Genomic DNA, 21257 nt, shown 5'->3' with positions numbered 1-21257 from the left:
GCAGGTTTAAGCAGCAGGCATCAAGAAAAAGGGGCTTACAGCTCCTTTTTTATTGGCAGAAACAGCATCAGCTATGCCTTATAACTGTATCGTTTTTATCATATATCAGGATTTTTTCGCTAATTGTGTCTGAATTAATGACAAACCTTGGTTACCTGCCTACACTAAACCCTGCTTGCGATTCAGAGCATAGACATTTGCTGATTGGGTTCCAGGGGTTATGGGTATGTACCAAAATGCTGGTGTAGGGCAAGGTTTACGATTTCAAAGTATCTTTGAGAACGCGTTCTACGCGATAGTGGGCGTGGATGCGGCCGGGCAGGTGATAGAGTGGAACCGCGAGGCTGAGCGCATGTTTGGCTATGCCAGGGCCGAAGCGCTGGGGCAGAAGCTTAGCGTGGTGGTGGGGTCTGATGAGGTGATGGCCTATTACCCTGATGCCTACGATAGCCTGGAACAGCACAGAGCCGAGATTACGGTAGCTGATCTGCATGGCAGGCAGTTCCCGGTGGAAATCACGGTGACGCAGATTTTGCAGGCAGGTGCGCGCGAACATTATGTGTTTTTCCACGATATTTCCGTACGTAAATCCTCAGAGCAACGCCTGCTGGAACTGGCTTCCACTGACCCCCTGACCGGATTGGCCAACCGCGCCGCCTTCAATAGCCGTTTACCCGAAGCCATGGCCAGATCCAGGCGCAGCCTGGAAAACATGGGCTTGATGTATCTGGATATAGATCACTTCAAAAGCATTAACGATCATCTGGGGCATGAAGCAGGCGATCAACTGCTCAAGGAATTTTCCGAATTACTGCGCGCTACCTTGCGCCAGACGGATTTTATCGCCCGTCTGGGCGGCGATGAGTTTGTGGTCATACTCGAAGGCATAGGCTTGTACGATAACGCCATCAAGCTTTCCAATTCATTGTTGCAGGCGGTGCGTAGCAATCGCTGGCTGAATGATGACAACAAGAAGATTACCCCTAGCATAGGCCTGGCGCTCTACAGCGGTGGCGAGCTGGAACCCAAGGCGCTGATCGCCCTGGCGGACAAGGCCATGTACAAGGCCAAGCATGCCGGGCGTAACACCTTCAAGATACTCAGCGATGAATCTCTGGAAGCAGAGCCTAGCGTTATCCCTGCCGATGGCGTTAGCGTGGCCAGAGAAATGCTGGGCATAGGCCAGCATCATGGCGGCGATTTTCTGCAACGCACGCTGGGGTCTATACGCCGCCACCTGGATATGGATGTGGCCTTTATCTCGCGTTTTCATGATGGGGTGCGCGAGTTTGAGGTGATAGACGCCAAGCACGAGCAAACGCCTATACAGGTAGGCGATAGCGGGCCGCTGGAGGAAAGTTATTGCCAGCGCGTGGTGGATGGACGTTTGCCAGAACTCATCGCCGATGCCTTTGAAAACGCAGAAGCCTTGACCTTGCCTGTCACCGTGGCGCTGCCCGTGCGTGCGCATATGAGTGTGCCCATACGTCTCAGCAATGGTGATGTCTATGGCACTTTCTGCTGTTTCAGCTATAGCGCGGATCAATCGCTGAACACACGCGATATTTCCATGATGCATGTGTTTGCCGAGCTGGTTTCCGATCATCTGGAAAAACAGCCGCGCTAGGCTTTGTTATCGTGCTTAGCAGCGCTTGAGCGCTGCGCACTGCTGAGGCATGTCTGAAAGCCTCAGCTTGCCTACTTATTTCACCGTAAAGCGATAGACATTCTTGCCCATGCTTTTGCCTGCGCTACTGACAATCTCGGCCTCTAGCGCGTAGCGCCCGGCTTGCAGCGCAGGTAGCGGGTAATCGCGCAGTTTATAGCCAGAGTCAGGCAGCATTTCCAAGGGCAGATCCAGCTTGTCGGTAGCCTTGCCTTCATGGCTGAGAGTAACTAAATAACGCGCATGCTCAAAGCCTTGCCAGGTGTCATTGATAGCCCATAGCCCTATGCGTGGGTTGGCACCTACTTTGTATTCATCCTGCTGCCATTCGAGGCTGGGTAATATAGGCTGGTAAGCCTGTTTCAAGGCGGCATATCCAGCCTTGGGCTCACGCCAGTAATCGACTATGCCCCAGTTGATGGATGGCCAGTTTTCCACAAACATAAACTGGAACACGGCTGAGCTAGGCTGGTAACGCTGGCGTCTGTAGTTTTCCACGGCAAATTGCAGCAGGCGTGCCTGGTAGTGCTGGGTGTTGGCGATAAATTCCTCGATATTTTCACCTTGCTTGATACCCGCCAGCTCAAAGCTCTCTCTGCGCTGGAAGTTGTGATATTCCCACAGCTGCCACTTGGCTTCAGTATCTGGCCATAGCTGATCGGCACTGAACATGCGGCGCAAGCTCTTGAGGGCGGGCAGGGCCTGTGCACCAAACTCGGTACTCCATGGGAAGGGTGCAGGCCGCGCAAAGGATTGCCAGTTGTCGAAATACCAGCCATCCATTCATGCTCCTTGGTGGCAGATTCCTTGCGCACTACGCGCAGGGTTTCCAGCTTGCTGATATCGGCATAGAGCAATTCATCCAGCTGGCGGTTGATATCAGGCTGATAGTCCGGGTACTTCTGCGCCATCCAGGGCGAATCCCAGGGTGGTTCGTTATGCAGGGTCCAGGAGATAATGGAAGGGTGCTGGTTTAAGGATGTGAGCATATCCTTGGCCTGGGCCCTGGCTTCAGCAATAAACTCCGGTGCATCGCTATACCCCCACAGCAGCGGGAAATCCTGTGTCACCAGCATGCCCATGCGGTCACAAGCCTCATAAAACTCCCTGCCCGTGACATGGGCGTGTACCCGTACCGCATTGATATTGGCCTGCTGCATCATGCGCAGGTCTTGCGCATAGCGTTGTGGGTTCATCTCCGCCAGCCATTGGCTGGCGATGTAATTGGTGCCGCGTAAGAACATGCGCTTGCCATTGATATGCCACTGCAAGCCAGCATTGACCTTGACCTCACGCACGCCAAACACCTGCTCGCGCTGCTCCAGCAGCTTGCCCTGACCATCCTTGATGCTTAATGCCAGGCGGTAAAGATTGGGCTTGCCGTATTCACGTGGCCACCAAAGCTCAGGGTCGCTCATGGGCAGGCTGAGTTTGAGTGCAGATTGATCCAGTTTCAATGGCTGGCTGAATTGCAGCGTTTTACCCTGGAAGTTTTCCGGGCGAATCGTGGCTTCCAGCTGTAGCGGTGTTTCATGTGAAACATCCTGGGCCACGGTGAGGGCAGCACTGGTTTCAATATTCCAGCGTGTAGGCTGGCCGGGTTTGCTCTCTTGCTTGAGCGGGGTGACCGCAAGTTCGCGCAGCGCCACGCGCTCGGAAAACTCCAGCTGCACTGGTGCCCAAATACCGCCCGTATTCTTTTCCTGCCCGCGCTTGGACCAGGCGCCGCCTGGCCTGGTGTCATGGTGACTGAATATGCCCTTGATCAGGCGCTTGTGCAAAGACCAGTCCTGTTCCGCCTCTAGCGGGCTGTTGACCAGTACGGTTAATACATTGCTGCCTGCGCGCAAATGCGGACTGACCTCGAATTCAAACGCCTGAAAATAGCCAGTGTGATGGCCGAGGTAATGTCCATTGAGCCAGACATCGGCCTCATAATCCACACCCTGAAATACCAAGTGCGCCATATGCTTTTCATGGGCCTTGGGCAGTACAAAATTGGTTTGATACCAGGCCTGTCCATGAATATCGTAGCCCTGGCGATACCAGTTATCCGGCACCTTGATATTGCGCCAGCCCTTGCTAGGGGCGCTCAGTTCAGGCCCAGGCTTGACCCCTGAAGTGGGTAGAAACTGCCAACTGCCATTGAGGGGGAAACGCATATCTTTGGCAGTGGCTGCATGCGCAAGCTGTGTCAGAGAGATCGCTAGGCTAGTGCATGCCAGCAGGGCAAGGCAAAGGTTGAACAAGGGCTTGATCAGGGGCATAGACATTCTCAAACAGTAGAAATAACAAAGCCGGGCAAGCCCGGCTTGGCGTCAACTTTCAACAGGCTTGGATTTTCTGTCGTGGTTGAGCAAATAGTTGGTGATGCGCTTGGCGATATAGCCAGCAATCAGGGTCTTGATCAATAGTCTCATGATGTTCTCCTATGATGACAATCATTGTAGAGGATAAAACCTAGTGGCGGCCGGGTTTGACCTGGTGGCTGCCTTGTTCCACCTCACCATTCCAGGTGCCAGTGGCTTGGCCACGGGATTCCAGAAATTCCTTGAAGCGTTCCAGATCACCCTTGACCCTGTGGCTAAGTAGACCCAAGGCATCGCCTGTGGTTTCAATAAAGCCATCGGGCTCGTAATCCATCTGCAGCATAATGCGGGAGGTGGATTGATCAATGTGATGGAAAGTTACCACACCCGCGTTTCTGGCACCGGAAATACTATGCCAGGCTATGCGTTTGTCGGGAATCTGCTCGGTAATCTCGGCATCCCATTCCTTTTGCTTGCCTGCCACTTCGGCACGCCAGTGCAGATGCGTATCGTCAAGCTGAGTCACTTGCTCAACACCTTCCATGAACTGAGGAAACTCCTCAAACTGCGTCCATTGCTGATATGCCACTGTGGCGGGGACATTCAATTGTATGGATTTCTCTATCAATGACATCGCGCCCTCCTATTGGGAAATAGATGTAGCTGAATAATTCTAGCTAATTGGATTTTTGATAAGTAGATCAGCAGGAATTGATATGCCAAAAATCTCAAGAGGATCTGGTATTCAAATCCCTGTGCCTAATTCATCATGCATGTCGCTACAGTGAAAATACTAGGCGGGCTCAGCGTTTAGAGAAATAAGCAGCCTTCCTATAAGGCTGTCGGACAAAGTAAATGCTGAGCAAAGCCCGCTAGGTGAGCGACTCAGCTGGGTTTTATACTCAGGGCTACCAACTTGATCACTATAGGCCGCACCAGCATGACGCAGACAAACGCCACAGGCATGGCCAGCTGGTAAGCGTGCAGCACCCGCTGTGCATAGCCCAGGCCCAGGCCACTATTCGCGGCAACAATCACCATGGACATCAGAAACGCCATGATGCCGGCCATGAAAAAGGCAAATACCACAGCGGTATAACGTTGTGGAATGCCCAGGTTGAAATGGGTAGGGGATGGCATAAACACGGCTCCTCATCTAAGCGTCATCAAAGTTCATGCAATGTACCTGCCCAGGCTGGCAGACACTAGCCAGCGCAAACTAAGCATATAATTAAGTAAAACTTACGAATCCAAATCATTATTCAATGGATTAACTATAGATATCGCATTATGGATACCCTAAAAGGCATCAGCAGTTTTGTGCGCGCGGTAGAGGAGGGCAGCATTGCGGCAGGCGCGCGCAGGCTGGGCATATCCGCGGCCGCGGCCAGCCAGAATATTGCCAGGCTGGAGCAGCAGCTAGGCAGCCGTTTGCTGTTGCGTACCACGCGGCGTTTGGCCCTCACCGAGCAGGGCCAGGCTTACTTTCAGCATGTGCAGGGCGTGGTACAGGCGCTGGCAGATGCGCACGATGCCCTGGCGCATGAGGGAGAGGCGCTGACGGGCAAGCTGCGTGTTGCCAGCTCGGCCGCGTTTGGCCGCCATGTGCTGGCCCCGAGGATAGCCGAGTTTGCGCAGCAGCATCCGCAACTGCGGCTGGAGTTGGTGCTGGCAGACCACAATGTCGATCATATACGCGAGGATATTGATCTCAGCATCCGTTTTCCGCAGCAACTGGAGCCAGGGCTGATTGCGCGCCGCATCGCCAGAGTGCCCTTGCGCTGCTGCGCTTCACCCGCCTATCTGGCGGCCCATGGTAGGCCGCAACAGCCTGAAGAGCTGGTGCATCATCAATGTCTGCTGTTCCGTGTGCCCAATGATGGCAGGCTGCTGGATTGGGTATTTATACGCGACGGCCTGCGCTTTGAGCCCAAGCTCAATGTCACCCTGGTCAGCAATGATATTGATAGCCTGGCCTTGATGGCGGCCGCTGGGGCGGGCATAGGGCGTATAGGCGCATTTGCGGCTGATCCGCTGATTGCCAGCGGGCAGTTGCAGGCTTTGTTTGAACCTGTAGATTTTGAAACCACAGGTTCTGAATCCACAATTCAAAAGGTAGCCGCGCAAGAACAGGCACAAAGCAATATAGAAATTGAACCACTGGATTTTTATGCCTGCTACCGCGACCGCCATGCCACCAGTGCCAAGCTCAGACGCTTGCTGGATTTTCTGGTGGCGAGTATTCCTGAGGAATGGAAAACCTAGTCTGGACGCTAGGTGATAACGTAGGGACAGGTCTTAAAGCCACGCTAGGATTCAAACAAGCGGCCTTGCTCAGGCACGCGGTCTGCGCTTTCTTCAGCAGAACTCAAGGCGCTGACGCGCACGCCCAGCAGGCGGAAGCGTTGATCCAGTGGCAGGCGTTTTAGGCAAGCCCCGGCAGCCTTGCGTATCAGCGCTGGGTCATTGGTGGGCTTGGGCAGCGAAAGATCACGTGTGGCAGTACGGAAATCGTGATATTTGATCTTGATGCCCACGGTGCGGCCTAGATAACCCTTGCGTTGCAGGTCGTCAGCCACGCGCTGGCATAAGTCGGTAAACACCGTGCTGAGCCTGGCCTTGTCCTGTTTGGCATGCATATCACGTTCAAATGTTGTCTCCCGGCTCATGGATTTAGGCGTGGAATGGGTGCTTAAAGGCCTGTCATCGCGGCCCTGGGCCACATCTTCTAGCCAGCGCGCATAACTGAGGCCAAAATGCTCTTGCAACAAGGTTTGCTCAGCGGCAGCGAGATCGGCAATGGTGTGTATACCCAATTGCTCCAGCTTGCGCGCGGCCTTGGGGCCTATGCCATTGACCTTGCGCGCCGCCAGGGGCCAGATGCGCGTTTCAAAATTATCCGCGTCTATGATGGAGATGCCATCAGGCTTGTCGAGATCAGAGGCAATCTTGGCCAACAGTTTATTGGCGGCAATGCCTATGGAGCAGGTGAGGCCAGTGGCTTCGAAGATGGCCGCCTTCAGTCGGCGTGCCAGGCTGAGGTTGTCTTCCTGGTGCGCACTGAGATCGATATAGATCTCATCTATGCCACGGTTTTCAATCACCGGAGTAATGCTGGCCACTGCCGCCTTGAACAAGCGAGAGTAATGCCGATAAGACTCGAAATCCGAGGGCAGCAGAATGGCGTCTGGGGCCAGCTGGGCTGATTTCATCAGCCCCATGGCAGAAAATACCCCAAGCGCTCTGGCCTCATAGGTGGAAGTGGTCACCACACCTCTGCCAGTATAGTCACGCAATCTGGCACATTTCAGGCTGCCATCAGGCTGGCGTTGCGGGGTGTGCACAGAGCGGCCTCCAACGACGATGGCCTCACCGCGCAATTCTGGATAGCGCAGCAACTCCACCCCGGCAAAGAACATATCCATGTCGAGGTGGGCAATACGGCGCTCGGGGAATTCGAGCTTGGTGAAAGCGGGCTTGGTCAAAATAGGCTTGGTAATAATGGGCTTGGTTAAATGGGCTTCGCCATGTAGTGATATAAAAATTGCCAGGTTTAAAACTGCTGGATTTGTAACTTGTAGGGGTCAAGCATGATCATTGGCGACATCCTACCATTCTGCCTGCCATTGCTCTGGAGTCGCGGAGATGAATTTATTTTGTAAATAAGCTGGCGCTGTGCCGGGTTTTTGTTTAGAATTCGCTCCCTCTGGAAACGTTAAGTTTCATGTCCCCATCGTCTAGAGGCCTAGGACATCGCCCTTTCACGGCGGTAACCGGGGTTCGAATCCCCGTGGGGACGCCAATACCAGCAAAAGCAGACCTTGTGTCTGCTTTTGTTTTTTCAGGGCTAGCATGACGCAAGGACACCCCATGTTTGTCGGTTCACGACAATTAACGCTGCACGATGCCGAGCTAGGCTTGCAGATGCCCTTGTTGTTACTGTATCCCACTCGGCAAGCTCCTCACCCTGTGGCTTTCGGCCCCTATGTCATGGATGTCAGTCCAGAGGCAGAGATTGCCACCGGACAGTTTCCACTGGTATTGATCTCGCATGGTAGTGGTGGTTCACATCTACTTTACCGCAGCATTGCCTTGCACCTGGCCGCTCATGGTTATATGGTGGCCATGCTGGAACACCCTGGCAACAACCGCCTGGACAATCAGTTCATGGGCAAGGCGGAAAACCTGCAATACCGTCCACGTCATCTGCAACTGGCCGCCGATACCCTGTTTGCCGATGCGCAACTGGCAGGGCACTTACAGCCGCAGCGTTTTGCGGTGATCGGGCATTCCATGGGTGGCTATAGTGCACTGGCGCTGGCCGGCGGTGAGCCATGGTATCCGCCAGAAGCGTTCAAGCCGGATGCTGATCCTGAGCTAGCCGCAAGCGCACACAAAGTGGCGGTGGTACACGATGCCAGACTGCAAGCGCTGGTATTGCTGGCACCCGCCACAGTATGGTTTCTGCCTGCAGGGGCCTTGGCCAAGGTGGATCTACCTATTCTCATGCTTAGCGCTGAACATGACCCTTACACGCCCGCCTGGCATAACCAGATTGTGCTGCAAGGCGTTGCCAACCCGGCGCGGGTACAAGCACGTGTGGTGGCCAATGCCGGGCATTTTTCCTTCTTAAGCCCATTTCCGCCCAAGATCAAAAGCGGGGGTTCCTTACCTACGCAAGACCCTGAGGGTTTTGACCGCGAAGCTTTTCATGAGCAGTTAAAGCAGGAAATACTGGTTTACCTCAATCTGCATTATCTGCACGCACAATAAACAACGGGGCTATTAGCCCCGTTGTTTATTTACTACGCACTGCCCAGCCGTTTAACGGCAAGCAGTGTTAGCCAGACTGGCTTAGTGAGCGACAGTGATGTCATCCTTAACGGCAGTCACACCCTTGATGCTCTTGGCCAGCTTGACGGCATGTTCTGCCTCAGCCTTGCTCTTGGCATGGCCGCTCAGTTGCACCAGACCATCGCTATCGGTTTCTACCTTGATATCGGTAGCACTAACCAGCTTATCCTTGGCAAATGCAGCCTTGACCTTGGTAGTGACCACAGAGTCACTCAGCTTGGTTTCAATCTTGTCGCCGTCGGCAGCAAAGGCAGCAACAGGCATCATCAGGGCACTGATCAGAAGAAGGCTTTTAAAATTGGTTTTCATGTGAGGCTCCTTTTTTTGAATTGGGGACTTGCTTAAGACGAGTCCATTCTATGTAGCCTCACGGATGTGCTACATCAGCTAGTCACTGAAAGCACTGTAGGAATCAACTTACCTAGCATTAGTGCCAGGGCTGGCTTTGATTTAGCCGGGCGGACTGGGAAAGCTCAGTCACGCAGATAAATCTCACACGCCTGATAAAGGCGCTGAGCCAAGGCCTGTGCCTCTGCGGCTGAGCGGATATTGGTATAGCCCATGATCAATCCCTGGCGCAGGATAGGGCCAGTGGCCCAGGCGGACAGCGCATGCACGGCCAGACCCTGTTGATTGAGGTGCAGAGCCAGCTCGCGGTCTTGTTGCTGCTGTAGTTCCAGCACCAGATGCAGGCCGCCCGCCTGCACCGTCAGCGAGGCATGATGGCCAAACTGCGCCTGCAAGGCGGCAGACAACCATAACCTGCGTTGCTGGTAGAGATTGCGCATTTTCTTCAGATGGCGCGTGAAATGGCCTTCACTGAGTAATTGCGCCACCAAGGCCTGCTCCAGCCAGGGCGTGCTGTTGTCAAAAGTCTTGCACAGCCCGCTGATCAGCGCTAACTGGGATTCTGGCACCACCATATAAGCCAGGCGCAAGGAAGGAATCAGGGTTTTGCTGAAGGTGCCGGTATAAAACACTCGTTGATCGTTATCCAGATGCTTGAGCGCAGGCAAGGGCCGGGTCAGGTAATGGAATTCGCCATCATAGTCATCCTCGACTATCCAGCTTTGCTGCGCACTGGCCCACTGCAGCAGTTGCTGTCGACGTGGCAGGCTAAGGGTGATGCCCAGCGGACTGTGATGGGAGGGCGTGACAATGGCCATTTTGGCTTTGGGGGCGAGTTGCAGGCCCAGTTCTACCTGCAGGCCTTGCTCATCCACCGCCAGCCCTATCACCTCTTGTCCTTGCGCCAGCATCAGGTCGCGCGCGGCAAAATACGCCGGGTTCTCCATCCACACCTGATCAAGCGGCTTGAGATAGGCGTAGCTGAGTAATTGCAGGCAGGCGCGGTAACCACTGGTAATAATGATCTGCTCTGGCCTGCACTGTACGCCACGCGCAACCAGCAGATAGCCTGCCAAGGCCTTGCGCAAACTCATTAAGCCTAGGGCATCGGGATAATTCATTTCGCCTGCCTGGGCGGATTTCAGCAAGCGGCTACCTAAACGCGACCAGAGCTTGCGCGGAAACGCATCCAGCGCAGGCAAGCCCGGCTGCATAGGCAAAGGTGCGGGCAGGGTAGATTGGGCATGTTACTCACCACGCTGGCGGTATCCACAGGCTGGGCTTGCTGATTCAGGCTCTGCACTTTCAATAGCGGCGCTACGATAGTGCCAGCCTGACCACGCGCGACAAAATAGCCCTCGCCACATAGCAGGTCGTAAGCTGCTTCCACCGTGCCACGGGCAAGTTTGAGTTCTGACGCCAGGCTGCGTATGGAAGGCACACGCTGGCCGGGCAGCAGCAAGCCCTGCGCCAGTGCTTCACGAAAGCGCTGATAAAGCTGCAAATACACCGGGACTGCACTGATTCTATCCAGCGCAATTTGAGACAGCGCAGCTTGCTTGTTCATGGCCTAGTCGTTTTGCTCAAATATGGATCTTTGTATTATGTCACCGCCGGCTTACATTGCCCACATGTCACCTTTAGCCCCCACTATGCTGCCACGCTCGACTGCAAATCCAGATGCGGTATTTGCCTCGGCAGTAAGTTTTGCCGTGGCAGATTCTGATCAGGCCATATTGGCCTGTCACAGCTTGATGCAGGCCTTGCGCCCCAGGCTGGCAGATGCACAGGCGTTTCTGGCCCAAGTCAGGCGTATGCAAACCCAGGCCTATGTGCTGATGGCAGCCTGGCGGCAGGAGGCAAAAGCGGGTGCAACCGCAGAACTGGCGCAGCAGCCACTGGCATTGGCAGCTTACCGCATCAGTGAAACCCTGCTTTATGGCCCATATCTTTACGTGGATGATCTGGTGACTAGCCCCGCCCTGCGCGGACAGGGGCTGGGGCATGCCTTGTTACAGCATATCTTTGCGCTGGCGCATGCCCAGGGCTTGAATCGGGTGGTGCTGGATACCCGGCTGGATAATCTGGCTGCCCAGCGCTTTTACCAGCGCGCAGGCATGCAGGCGCAGGCCATGCGCTTTAGTCTGAGTTTGCGGGCTGAACTCAAGGAATAAAGTCTAGGAATAAGTTCTAGCAATGTGATTTTGCAATGCGCTTGTGCAATCAATATTAGCCTGGCCATGGTCAACCAACCAATACCAAACATAGGAAAACGCGATGAAATTATTACATGTTGATGCCAGCGCCAAGCGCGCCACTTCCAACTCCAGAGCCTTAGCGCGGCAGTTTATTGCCTTGCTGCAGCAAGGCTTGCCGGATCTGGAAGTAGATTATCTGGATTTGACGGTGGATGTACCGTCGCATGTGACTGAGGAATTTGCGCGTGCGATTTACACGCCCAAGGACTTGAGAACGGTGGAGATGCATGACTTGTTGGCAGACTCAGATCGCATGGCCACGCAGCTGCTGGCGGCTGACTTGGTGGTGTTTGCCATGCCTATGTATAACTGGAGCATGCCTTCGGTGTTCAAGGCCTATATAGACAACATCATACGTGCAGGTTTGACCTATATCAGTGATGAGCAGGGGATCATCCATGGTCAACTCGACAAGCAGCGTATTCTTTTCCTCAGCACCAGAGGTGCCGACCTGGGGCCTGAATCACGCTATGCGGGTATGGACGCTTTGACGCCCGCCTTGCAGGCTGCTTTCAAGTTTATTGGTGCCCGGCATATGCATTTCGTCAATGCAGAGCCGCTTGAGTTTGCCCAGCCACAAGCGCGTGAAGCGGGCCTGGCTAAAGCAAAACTGGAACTGGCAGAGTTGGCGCAAACCTGGTTGCGCACTATAGCCGATACTGACTTTGCACCATCATTAGAGCATGCCATTTAACATGGTCTGAATGAGGCTGGGATTGCTCGATTAAATAATTGAAATGCATTATTCAAAGAAGAAACCCAGGAAAATAGGGCCAAACATCACAGTAACCAGCATCAGGTTCAAGAGCGCATTCATGATGACTTCCTTTTTTGATATTGAATGAAGGTGTAGCCAATATAGCGATGCGCTCGCCAGGGAAATATCTGTAATTTTCCGATATCTTTGTAGGACAAGGGGAAATCCATGGTACGGCTTGACTGAGAATCAAGCTCATGACTCTACAGGTAAATCTGCAAGGTCAGCCCAGCTTTAGCGTGCTTAAAGTGTGTTGTCTGATGCGGCGTAGCAAGTCGGCATCGTCAATCAAGGAGCTGCCGTAAGAGCCTATCATGGTCTTCATGCGCGCTTGCCATTCAGGGCTTTGCAATTGCGTGGCGAAGCAGCGTTTAAGGACTTCTATCATGGCATTGACCGAGGTTGAGGCCCCGGGTGATGCGCCCAGCAAGGCGGCCAGGCTGCCATCCGCTGCCGATACAATCTCGGTGCCAAACTCTAGCTTGCCACCTGATTGCGGGCAGGATTTGATGATTTGCACGCGTTGCCCGGCATTTAGTAGTGACCACTCACCGGCCTGGGCCTGAGGGTAGAAATGCTGCAAGGCCTGCACGCGTTGGGCATGGGTCTGGAACACTTCGCCTATCAGGTAGCGCGTCAGGTCTATATTGTGGCGGCCTGCTCCCAGCATAGAGGCCAGATTACCGGGCTTTACCGATTTAATCAGGTCCAGCAATGAGCCCTGCTTGAGAAAGCGGGTGGTAAATCCGGCAAATGGCCCAAACAGCAGCGCAGGTTTGCCCGCGATGATACGCGTATCCAGATGCGGTACCGACATGGGCGGAGCGCCTAGCGGTGCTTTGCCGTAGACCTTGGCACTATGTTGACGGATAACTTCAGGGTTGTGGCAGACCAGCCACTGGCCGCTGACCGGGAAGCCGCCATAGCCCTTAGCTTCCTTGATGCCGGATTTTTGCAGCAAGGGCAGGGCAGCGCCGCCAGCACCTAGGAAAACAAAGCCTGCTTCCAGCGTGCGGGTTTTGCCGCTACTGCTATCTTTGGCTTTCACCTGCCAATGTTGCTTGCCCACCTGCTTCAAGGCGGTCACCTGATGCTGGGTATGCAGGCTGAAGCCCACTTGCTGTTGCAGATGGCTGACCAGTTGCCGGGTTAAGGCACCAAAATCGACGTCACTGCCATAGGCCACCCGTGTTGCTGCCAGCGGCAGTTTGCTGTTACGCCCCTGCATGACCAAAGGCATCCACTGCTGCAGGGTGGCTTGATCCTCGCTGTATTCCATATCCGCAAACAGATGATGCGCGCTCAAGGCCTGATGGCGTTTTTTGAGAAAAGCGACATCCTGCTCACCCCAGACAAAACTCGCATGCGGCGTGGGGTTGATAAAGCTGGCAGGCGGCTGCAAAGCGCCTTGCTCCACCAGGCTGGCCCAGAACTGCAGCGATTCTTCAAACGCGGCATTGATGCTGAGGGCGCGCTGGATGGAGACTTCGCCATTGGCGGCCATGGGCGTGTAGTTGAGCTCGCAATAGCCTGCGTGCCCGGTGCCAGCGTTGTTCCAGCCATCGCTGCTTTCACTGGCCACCACTGCCTGCTGCTCCAGCATGGTGATGCTGAGGCTGGGATCAAGTTGCTTGAGCATGGTGCCCAGGGTGGCGCTCATGATGCCGCCACCTATCAGCAGGATATCGGTTTGTGTGGTCATGTCAGGCTGGCAATACGGTTGATGACGAGTGGGACGCCATGATAGGCATAACTGCTTAGCTTGTAAAACCCTGATTTAATGATCAATAGGCCGATTACTGCCAATATATTGCAACCAATGCGCCAGCACCGTGAGGATGTAATCCTGCTCTTGCGGGTTAAGGGCACGGCCAGGCGGAATCTGATGCCATTTCTGCAAACAGCCGCGACAGCAGCATGCCGTGGCATGCTGGGCCACAAACACGGGGTGGCCACGAAATGGTGTCTGCTTGCCATCATTGGGCAAGCTGGCTGGGGCCAGGCGTTTGGCGATAAAGTCACGCGCATGATCCAGCACCAGCGGCAGGCCCTTGGCCTGCAAATAAGCCTGATCCTTGACGTTGAGCTTGAAGCTGCTGCGGAAGCGTGAAGCACCCAGCGCTGTAAAGAGTGTGGGCAGGTCACGCATGATGATCAGACATGATGGTGATGAGGCAACAAGCGAGAATTCAAATCGGCTCGAAACGTAGCGAGGCGGAGTTGATGCAGTAACGTAGCCCGGTGGGCATGGGGCCATCCGGAAAGACATGGCCTAAATGCGCATCACAGACATTGCAGATCACTTCGGTACGTATCATGCCATGCGTGGTATCGGTTTCTTCGCGCACATTGGCGGGGTCCAGCGCCTGGAAATAGCTGGGCCAGCCACAACCGGAGTCAAATTTGGTATCAGACTCAAACAAAGGCGTATCGCAGCAGACACAATGATAAATGCCGTGTTCATAGTGATAGGCATAGATACCCGTTCCGGCGCGCTCGGTGGCAGCATGCCGCGTGACTTCATACTGCATGGGGCTGAGTTGCTCGCGCCACTCTTCATCGGTCTTTACTACCTTGTCATATGTCTTTACATCCTTGGCCATGACTTTCTCCTTCGCTAGGGGGTTTGTTCTACAATGACGCACTTCAGTCCACCACTATCATCAGGAAACAGCAGTGACGCAACACGGTAAAACCATCAACATTCAGGGCGTAGCCGCGCAGCTACTCGATATGGATTACTCAATATCCACAGCCGAAACAGCGACAAGCCCACATTTTAATATCAGATTCGATCTGGAGTTGCGTCAAATCCAGTATTCGCTGAGCTATGGCAAGGCTGTAGGCATAGATGAGCACTTCTGTGTCTCTGGCGATGACTACGAGCCTTTGCTGCGTGCGCTGGAAACAGACGCCGCTTTGACCGCGCAGAATCAGTATAGTGCTGCCACTGAGCAGGCTCTGCACGAGGCACTGTTACCCATCGCTGAATCAGTCTATGACGATGTGGCCTACCATTCTCCCGATCAGGATGAAGAATAAGCCTGAGCATGCCGCGCCTATCCGCATCAGCCTATGCCAGCCCAGCGACCCGCGCTGGCAGGCGCTGATGCTGGCGCTAGAACAAGAACTCAAGCAGCTTTACCCAGAGATGCCAGACCTGGCGGAGTTGGAGCAGGCGCAATTTTTATTGGCCCATGCAGATGAAGGTGAGCAGAGCACGGCATTGGGCTGTATTGCCATGCAGGTGCTGACTTTGCATGACGCTGAGATACTGGCCTTAGACACAAATGCTAAACAAATTAAGCCCACAGACATAAACCGCACGCCCAAGCTCGTGGAAATCAAGCGCCTGTTTGTACATCCCAGCATGCGCGGCCAGGGCTTGGCCAAGCGTTTGCTACAGGCACTGGAAGCCTTGGCCTTGCAACAGCAGGTTAGCGCCATTCGTCTGGAAACCGGGTATTTGCAGCACGCCGCCATGGCGCTATATCGTGGCCTGGGCTATCAGCCCATTTCTGCTTATGGCGTGTATATCGGGCAATCTTACAGCCGCTGTTTTGAGAAGCGCTTGAAGACCGCGCATTCTGGTGAAGGTTAGTACTGGTTTTTTGCCTGGGCTAGGCACAAATGAAAACGCCAGCACTCAGGCTGGCGTTGGAGCTTCTTGGGTACCGAACGCTTAGTTCAGTGCATCCTTAAGAGCCTTACCTGCCTTGAAGCTAGGAGCCTTGCGGGCAGCAATTTTGATTTCCTTGCCGGTTTGCGGGTTACGGCCAGTGCGAGCAGCACGCTCAGAAACACCAAATGTACCAAAGCCGATCAGAGTTACTGTATCGCCACCCTTCAGGGCTGTGGTTACGGATGCAGTGAATGCATCAACAGCTTTACCAGCAGCAGCCTTGGAGATACCAGCTTCCTTGGCGATTTCTTCGATCAGTTCTGTCTTGTTCATATGTAGGTCCAGTCCTTAATTTTGGGTTATCAAGCAATCATTGGTAAGGCGGAATCACGCCTCGTTACCAAGTTTATTAGTAACAGGGGAGAAAATAGCACAACCTGCGCTGGATGAAACCCCTTTCCGGCCGGATTAAGGCTTTTTTTTCGTCTCAAAGCCCGTCATGACGCCGTTTTGAGACAGTTTGGCCGAAAATTTCTGCATTTTTGACTATAAACCCGGCTCAGGCTCAACCGAGTTGGCCTCCGGTCAGGCCGAGGATGCCGATGATAATAAGATAGATTGCCACGATGTAGTTCAGCAGGCGCGGTATGGCCAAGATCAAAATTCCGGCAATCAGGGAAATGATGGGGGCAAGACTCAGATGCAGACTCATGATGTGGCTCCTTGCGCAAAATTTAGGCAGTAAAAAGGCCTGGCTGGGCCAGACCTCTCAGGTGAATTGGGAGCGGAACTGAATCGACTCCCAGACTTAAATCTAGACCTTGCTGGTGTAGGATTTAGCGATACGCTTCACTACATAGGTCAATACAGCGGCTTTGATGAGAAATTTCATGATGGTTCTCCTTCAAGATTGAGCCTCCATCATGCCGCTATTGTCGCGCTGGCTGCATAGGGAATAGACCGATAATCATGTAGGTCATATTTCTACAAGCCATGTCATTCAAGCTGAACCTCTGCGGCAGGCTGGGGACTAAGCAAGTTGCCGCGTTGCCCGTGGTGTTCAGTATTCAAAAGGAGGTGCAGTGTGAAACAGGATGTGTTGGAAGCCATCAACTGGTTGCAGGGTCATGAGGAAGTATTCAGCCTGCTCTGTGTGATAGGCCTGCTGCTGGCGGCCTGGATTGTGAACTGGCTGGTGCGGCATATCCTGTTACGTGGCTTGCACCGCATGTTACGTTCAGCCGTGATTGGCGATGCGGTGCGCCAGCGTCGTGGGGTGTCACGTCTCGCTGCCATCGTCCCGGCCCTGATGATTGCGGTGGGTATAGGCTGGATTCCCGGTTTGCCGCCTGCGCTGGTCACCGTGGTACAAAATGTCTCCCATGCCGTCATAGTGCTCAGCATTGCGCTGGCCATAGGCGCTACCCTCAATGTCTTCAATGATCTCTGGCAGCAGCGGCCAGATGCGCATATGCGGCCCATCAAGGGCTATGTGCAGGTGGTGAAGCTGGTGATTTATATCGTGGCGGTCATTCTCATGGTGGCCACGCTGATCGATAGATCGCCGCTGATATTGCTCTCAGGCATAGGCGCCATGGCGGCGGTGCTGATGCTGATTTTTCAGGATACGCTGCTATCGCTGGTGGCCAGCGTGCAGATTACTTCCAATGACATCATACGCGTTGGTGACTGGGTGGAAATGCCGCAGCTGCATGCCGATGGCTTTGTGATTGATATTGCCCTGCACACGGTGAAGGTGCAGAACTGGGACAAGACCATTACCACCATTCCCACCAAGCGCTTTATCAGCGATTCATTCAAGAACTGGCGCGGCATGTTTGAATCTGGCGGCCGCCGCATCAAACGCAGCATTTTTATTGACCAGAACAGCATTGCCTTCCTCAGTCCGCAAGAGTGTGAGCATCTGATGCAATTCAGCCTGTTGCATGATTATCTACAGGACAAGCAAAAGGAACTGGAAGAATGGAATCAGGCCCTGGCGCGCCAGGGGCATGAGGCCATCAACGCCAGACGCGTCACCAATATCGGCACTTTTCGCGCTTATGTGCAGCAGTATTTGAAACACCACCCCAAGGTTAACCAGGAGTTAAGCATGGTGGTGCGGCAGCAAAACCTCTCAGCAGAGGGGATACCGCTGGAAATCTGGTGCTTTACCAATACCACGGTCTGGGTGCAGTACGAGGCGATTCAAGCGGATATCTTCGATCACTTGCTCGCCATCCTGCCTGAGTTTGGCTTGCGCGTGTTCCAGAGCCCTAGCGGCGCTGATTTCAGGCATTTGAGCCTGCAGGCAGCTCAGTCTAGCGTCACCCAGGCAGAGATCGCAGCAGACACGCCTGCCAGCAAGCCGTCTTAAGCTTCTTCCAGACGGCCGCGATACAGCGCGGCTATCAGATCAGTTTGGGTAACAATGCCCACCAGTCTGCGCTCATGATCGAGCACAGGCACATGGTGGATACCATGTTCAGACAATATCGGCACCAGCTGCACGATATGGGTGTCGACGGTGGTGGTCAGTACCTTGCTGGTCATGATCTGGCCTACCACTTCCGGATGCTCGGTTTCCACGCGCAAGGTGCGGCGCACAAACTGGCGCAGCTTGTCCTCAAAGCCCTGGTACACCTCCAGATTGGCGTGCTTCATAAAATCAAAGCGCGTCAGTATGCCCACCACACGTCTGGCTCTATCCAGCACAGGCAGGGCCTTGATATGGTGTTTGAGCAACAGGGGCCAGGCTTCTTCCAGCAAAGTGCCATATTCCACGCTCACCACATCGCGCGACATAATGTCGCCGCAGGTAATCTCACCAAATCGGCGCTTGTAGGCCTGCATCTCGGTTTGCATGAACAAGGCTTCCAGATCATCCCGCGCCACATCCAGCACCTGGTTGTATTCCTTGAGTACCGCATCCAGATCGGCACGATTAAAGCCTACGCGATGGCCCGGGCTGAGATCGCGGGTTTTATGCAGATTGGGTTCGCCCAGGGCCTGATGCGGATAACGGCGTTTGCTGGCATTGTTGTATAGCAAACCCACCAGTAACAGCAGGCCAGAATTCAGCGCTACCAACAGCAGAAAATACGGCCAGTGCTGTAACGCCAAGCTGCCGGAGAGCACGGCAGTGAGGGCTACGGCCCCGCCCGGCGGGTGCAGGCAGCGCAGCAGAAACATGGCACCTATGGCGAGTGCCACCGCCAGCGCGGCTGCCAGTGCAATCTGATCTATCCAGTGCAGGCAGGCGATGCCGACCAGCGCGGAAACCACATTGCCACCCAATACAGACCAGGGTTGCGCCAATGGGCTGGCGGGGACGGCATAGACCAGCACGGCAGAGGCCCCCAGCGGTGCAATCAGAAAGGGCAGGCTTTCAGCACCTAGCAGCCAGGCACTCAGGCTGGCGCTGACAAAAATGCCGAGGAGTGCGCCCAGGCAGGCACGGAGTTTCTCTTGATGGTTGACGGGGCTTTGTTGTGGCTTGAAGCCCCTGAGCCAGTTGATAACAGCGGTCACGTGCAGGTTCCAGCGAAAACAAGTCAGCAAATCTAACATCAAACGCCGAGGTTTTGATATCAATTAGCCCAAGTTTATATATGGAATTTATCGATAATATATATCGCGGACTTATTAATTGATAAAATTCGATTTATATTGATTATCAATTGTTGCCAGTATGGCGGCAGCGTTTAAGTGGAATTTCCATGACCCTGAATGAACTGAAATTTATAGTAGCGGTGGCGCGTGAGCGCAATTTCCGCCGCGCGGCGGAAAAGAGTTTTGTCAGCCAGCCAGCCTTGAGCCTGGCAGTGAAAAAGCTGGAAGAAGAGCTGGGGGTGACCATTTTCGAGCGTAGTCACAAAGATGTCGCCATGACCCCCGTGGGCGAGCAGATTGTGGCCCAGGCCCTGCGTACTCTGGAAGAAGCTAATCGCGTCAAGGAGATTGCCCGCCTGGGCAATAACCAGCTGGCGGGGCCGTTCAAGCTGGGCGTGATCTATTCCACCGGGCCATATTTACTGCCTGAGATTATTCCTGCCTTACGCATTCTGGCGCCGGAAATGCCGCTGGAGGTGGAGGAAAACCTCACCGCCAATCTGGAAACGCAATTGCGCAACCGCGTGCTGGATGCTGCGATTATTGCCTTGCCGTTTGAGGTGCCAGGTGTGCAGCATGAGCTGCTATATGACGAAAGCTTTGTGGTGGCGGTGCCGGATATTCATCCCTGGGCGCAACGTCCCAGCATTCATGCCGAGGAGCTGGCAGATGAAAAAGTGCTGCTGCTCAATAGCGGCCATTGTTTCAGCAATCAGGTGGTGCTGGCTTGCCCTGAGTTATCGCGCCACGGCGAAGTGCTGCAGGGTAATTCACTGGAAACCATACGCAATATGGTGGCTTCCAATCTAGGCATCACGGTACTACCTTGCAGTGCCGCGGTGGAGCGCTACCAAAACCCACTGATCAGGATGATCCCATTTGCCGACCCGGTGCCCACCCGACGCATGGCATTGGCCTGGCGCAAGGGCTATAGCCGCCAGCAGGCGATTGATTGTCTGTTGCAGGCAATACGCGCGATTCAATCGCCCTGTTTGCAGACCTTGGCTGTAACGCCAGATTAAAACCGCTTGTGGTGTAGATGGGGGGCATGCGGCTATGCCCATGGCATGACCCGCAAGGGATTAATAAGTGATCAATAGGTCACGAAAACGCGATAACCCGAAACCGCGACATCGCTGGTGGAGAGTGACAGCTTGATCTGGATTTCTTCATTGGCAGGCAAGCCTGCCTCAATGTCAGATTCAGCCCGCAGATATTCCTTGGGCGTGAAGATACGCCGGAGCCTGGCTGATCATCATCATCGGTCAGCGTCAATTCCAGCAGAGGGTAAGCCTGGGTGTAGCTGGCGTTGTTGATCAGCGTGGTGGAGAGCTGAATCACTTCAGGGTGTTCCAGGTTTTCTTGCAGGTCAGAATCATCCAGCGCCAGCAACTCGGCATTGCGTGCCAGGGGCACGGTGCAGCCTAGCCAGGTGCAGGCAGAAACCAGCCACGGTTTGCTGGCGGGCCAATGACTGGCCAGCTCGGTACGGAAAATATAGCTGGATTGCGCCAGCGCACCCAGGCTGAGCAACACAGCCAATAGAATGCCCAGCCAGCGTGGCAGCAGAGGGGTACGCAAACGCTCTCTGTCGTCCAGGAAGCTGGTTTCTACGGCCTGGGGTTCAGGCTGCACGCGCGGCGGCTGCAGCAGTACTTCCAGTGTCTCGGTGCGCTGGTGCGGGATTGTCGATGCACTGGCGGTTATATGCTGAGTGTCAGCAGGTGGTGCGGGTTCATCAGTCACAGGGGAGGGGGTTTCCTCAGCCTGGGTTTCCTCAGCCTGGGTTTCCTCAGCCTGGGTTTCCTCAGCCTGGGTTTCCTCAGCCTGG

General features: G+C 54.4%; 24 protein-coding genes and 1 tRNA gene. 10 read left to right on the top strand and 15 right to left on the bottom strand.

The features are described 5' to 3' along the window. Nucleotides 1–226 precede the first annotated feature (226 nt). Nucleotides 227–1627: a diguanylate cyclase domain-containing protein gene (locus JCM2850_RS20535; RefSeq protein WP_159105156.1), complete on the top strand. Its 1401-nt coding sequence runs from the start codon at nt 227–229 to the stop codon at nt 1625–1627. A gap of 75 nt (nt 1628–1702) precedes the next feature. On the opposite strand, the gene JCM2850_RS20530 is transcribed toward JCM2850_RS20535, so the two are convergent. The 4 genes from JCM2850_RS20530 to JCM2850_RS10425 all read right to left on the bottom strand — a co-directional run bounded on the left by JCM2850_RS20530 (nt 1703) and on the right by JCM2850_RS10425 (nt 5115). Beyond that, nucleotides 1703–2164, bottom strand: coding sequence for a hypothetical protein (locus JCM2850_RS20530; RefSeq protein WP_159105155.1), 462 nt, complete (start codon nt 2162–2164; stop codon nt 1703–1705). Further along, the gene (locus JCM2850_RS18585; RefSeq protein ID WP_051525367.1) at nt 2071–3933 is read right to left on the bottom strand and encodes a glycoside hydrolase family 2 protein; all 1863 of its coding nucleotides are present in this window, start codon (nt 3931–3933) and stop codon (nt 2071–2073) included. Before JCM2850_RS18585 ends, JCM2850_RS20530 begins: the two co-directional genes overlap by 94 nt. Nucleotides 3934–4126: 193 nt before the next feature. Then, nucleotides 4127–4609 (bottom strand): SRPBCC family protein, encoded by a 483-nt coding sequence (locus JCM2850_RS10430; RefSeq protein ID WP_025871704.1) that lies wholly within the window; start codon nt 4607–4609, stop codon nt 4127–4129. A 251-nt stretch (nt 4610–4860) separates the two neighbouring features. Beyond that, complete coding sequence (locus JCM2850_RS10425; protein WP_025871702.1) at nt 4861–5115, bottom strand: DUF2798 domain-containing protein; 255 nt, start codon at nt 5113–5115, stop codon at nt 4861–4863. Between the two features lie 150 nt (nt 5116–5265). Between JCM2850_RS10425 and JCM2850_RS10420 the strand changes: the two genes are divergently transcribed. After that, entirely contained in the window at nt 5266–6240 is a 975-nt protein-coding gene (locus JCM2850_RS10420; RefSeq protein ID WP_025871701.1) for a LysR family transcriptional regulator, read from the top strand. A gap of 44 nt (nt 6241–6284) precedes the next feature. Here JCM2850_RS10420 and dinB read toward each other — a convergent pair whose 3' ends face one another. Further along, the gene (gene dinB / locus JCM2850_RS10415) at nt 6285–7460 is read right to left on the bottom strand and encodes a DNA polymerase IV (RefSeq protein ID WP_025871699.1); all 1176 of its coding nucleotides are present in this window, start codon (nt 7458–7460) and stop codon (nt 6285–6287) included. A gap of 241 nt (nt 7461–7701) precedes the next feature. Between dinB and JCM2850_RS10410 the strand changes: the two genes are divergently transcribed. Then, nucleotides 7702–7777: transfer RNA gene (locus JCM2850_RS10410), tRNA-Glu, on the top strand. Nucleotides 7778–7827: 50 nt separating this feature from the next. Further along, nucleotides 7828–8748: an alpha/beta hydrolase family protein gene (locus JCM2850_RS10405; RefSeq protein WP_036265979.1), complete on the top strand. Its 921-nt coding sequence runs from the start codon at nt 7828–7830 to the stop codon at nt 8746–8748. An 81-nt stretch (nt 8749–8829) separates the two neighbouring features. On the opposite strand, the gene JCM2850_RS10400 is transcribed toward JCM2850_RS10405, so the two are convergent. The 3 genes from JCM2850_RS10400 to JCM2850_RS21910 all read right to left on the bottom strand — a co-directional run bounded on the left by JCM2850_RS10400 (nt 8830) and on the right by JCM2850_RS21910 (nt 10744). Beyond that, on the bottom strand, nt 8830–9138 hold the full coding sequence (locus JCM2850_RS10400) for a BON domain-containing protein (protein WP_025871696.1): 309 nt from the start codon (nt 9136–9138) through the stop codon (nt 8830–8832). A 164-nt stretch (nt 9139–9302) separates the two neighbouring features. Next, the gene (pdxR, locus tag JCM2850_RS18580; protein WP_234406201.1) at nt 9303–10391 is read right to left on the bottom strand and encodes a MocR-like pyridoxine biosynthesis transcription factor PdxR; all 1089 of its coding nucleotides are present in this window, start codon (nt 10389–10391) and stop codon (nt 9303–9305) included. Further along, complete coding sequence (locus JCM2850_RS21910) at nt 10334–10744, bottom strand: GntR family transcriptional regulator (protein ID WP_199898306.1); 411 nt, start codon at nt 10742–10744, stop codon at nt 10334–10336. The genes pdxR and JCM2850_RS21910 overlap by 58 nt, the downstream gene beginning before the upstream one ends. Before the next feature lie 85 nt (nt 10745–10829). Here JCM2850_RS21910 and JCM2850_RS10390 point away from each other — a divergent pair, with 85 nt between their 5' ends. Continuing rightward, complete coding sequence (locus JCM2850_RS10390; RefSeq protein ID WP_159105154.1) at nt 10830–11351, top strand: GNAT family N-acetyltransferase; 522 nt, start codon at nt 10830–10832, stop codon at nt 11349–11351. Nucleotides 11352–11454: 103 nt separating this feature from the next. Further along, nucleotides 11455–12129, top strand: coding sequence for an FMN-dependent NADH-azoreductase (locus tag JCM2850_RS10385; protein WP_025871692.1), 675 nt, complete (start codon nt 11455–11457; stop codon nt 12127–12129). 286 nt (nt 12130–12415) lie between these two features. Here the strand turns inward: JCM2850_RS10385 and mqo are convergent, their stop codons facing one another. Genes mqo through msrB form a run of 3 tightly spaced genes read right to left on the bottom strand, consistent with a single transcriptional unit; the run spans nt 12416 to nt 14795 of the window. Further along, nucleotides 12416–13969: a malate dehydrogenase (quinone) gene (gene mqo, locus JCM2850_RS10380; RefSeq protein ID WP_267879276.1), complete on the bottom strand. Its 1554-nt coding sequence runs from the start codon at nt 13967–13969 to the stop codon at nt 12416–12418. Continuing rightward, nucleotides 13970–14341 (bottom strand): DUF4186 domain-containing protein, encoded by a 372-nt coding sequence (locus JCM2850_RS10375; RefSeq protein ID WP_025871687.1) that lies wholly within the window; start codon nt 14339–14341, stop codon nt 13970–13972. Between the two features lie 40 nt (nt 14342–14381). Then, nucleotides 14382–14795, bottom strand: coding sequence for a peptide-methionine (R)-S-oxide reductase MsrB (msrB, locus tag JCM2850_RS10370; protein ID WP_025871685.1), 414 nt, complete (start codon nt 14793–14795; stop codon nt 14382–14384). A gap of 73 nt (nt 14796–14868) precedes the next feature. Between msrB and JCM2850_RS10365 the strand changes: the two genes are divergently transcribed. Together JCM2850_RS10365 and JCM2850_RS20525 are read left to right on the top strand one after the other, a co-directional pair. After that, nucleotides 14869–15234 (top strand): hypothetical protein, encoded by a 366-nt coding sequence (locus JCM2850_RS10365; RefSeq protein WP_025871683.1) that lies wholly within the window; start codon nt 14869–14871, stop codon nt 15232–15234. Next, on the top strand, nt 15224–15793 hold the full coding sequence (locus JCM2850_RS20525; protein WP_025871681.1) for a GNAT family N-acetyltransferase: 570 nt from the start codon (nt 15224–15226) through the stop codon (nt 15791–15793). Before JCM2850_RS10365 ends, JCM2850_RS20525 begins: the two co-directional genes overlap by 11 nt. Nucleotides 15794–15874: 81 nt before the next feature. On the opposite strand, the gene JCM2850_RS10355 is transcribed toward JCM2850_RS20525, so the two are convergent. Next, nucleotides 15875–16147, bottom strand: a complete 273-nt coding sequence (locus JCM2850_RS10355; protein WP_025871679.1) for an HU family DNA-binding protein — start codon at nt 16145–16147, stop codon at nt 15875–15877. Between the two features lie 232 nt (nt 16148–16379). Beyond that, nucleotides 16380–16526 carry a DUF3096 domain-containing protein gene (locus JCM2850_RS21040; RefSeq protein ID WP_081775024.1) on the bottom strand — a complete coding sequence of 49 codons (147 nt, stop codon included), beginning with the start codon at nt 16524–16526 and terminating at the stop codon, nt 16380–16382. Between the two features lie 372 nt (nt 16527–16898). Between JCM2850_RS21040 and JCM2850_RS10345 the strand changes: the two genes are divergently transcribed. Next, a complete protein-coding gene (locus JCM2850_RS10345; protein WP_025871678.1) occupies nt 16899–18191 on the top strand; it encodes a mechanosensitive ion channel family protein in 1293 nt (430 codons plus the stop codon). Here the strand turns inward: JCM2850_RS10345 and JCM2850_RS10340 are convergent. Next, entirely contained in the window at nt 18188–19345 is a 1158-nt protein-coding gene (locus JCM2850_RS10340; protein ID WP_025871676.1) for an HPP family protein, read from the bottom strand. The two genes, JCM2850_RS10345 and JCM2850_RS10340, sit on opposite strands and share 4 nt — an antisense overlap. Nucleotides 19346–19533: 188 nt before the next feature. Between JCM2850_RS10340 and JCM2850_RS10335 the strand changes: the two genes are divergently transcribed. Then, nucleotides 19534–20448 carry a LysR substrate-binding domain-containing protein gene (locus JCM2850_RS10335; protein WP_025871675.1) on the top strand — a complete coding sequence of 305 codons (915 nt, stop codon included), beginning with the start codon at nt 19534–19536 and terminating at the stop codon, nt 20446–20448. Between the two features lie 71 nt (nt 20449–20519). Here the strand turns inward: JCM2850_RS10335 and JCM2850_RS24350 are convergent, their stop codons facing one another. Further along, the gene (locus tag JCM2850_RS24350) at nt 20520–20609 is read right to left on the bottom strand and encodes a hypothetical protein (RefSeq protein WP_500778286.1); all 90 of its coding nucleotides are present in this window, start codon (nt 20607–20609) and stop codon (nt 20520–20522) included. Between the last annotated feature and the right edge of the window lie 648 nt (nt 20610–21257).

This window comes from Methylobacillus glycogenes JCM 2850, assembly GCF_000617925.1.
In the GTDB taxonomy this organism is placed as follows: domain Bacteria; phylum Pseudomonadota; class Gammaproteobacteria; order Burkholderiales; family Methylophilaceae; genus Methylobacillus; species Methylobacillus glycogenes.
Note: the sequence above shows the minus strand (reverse complement) of the source record. Positions and strands in the feature narration are given on the sequence as shown.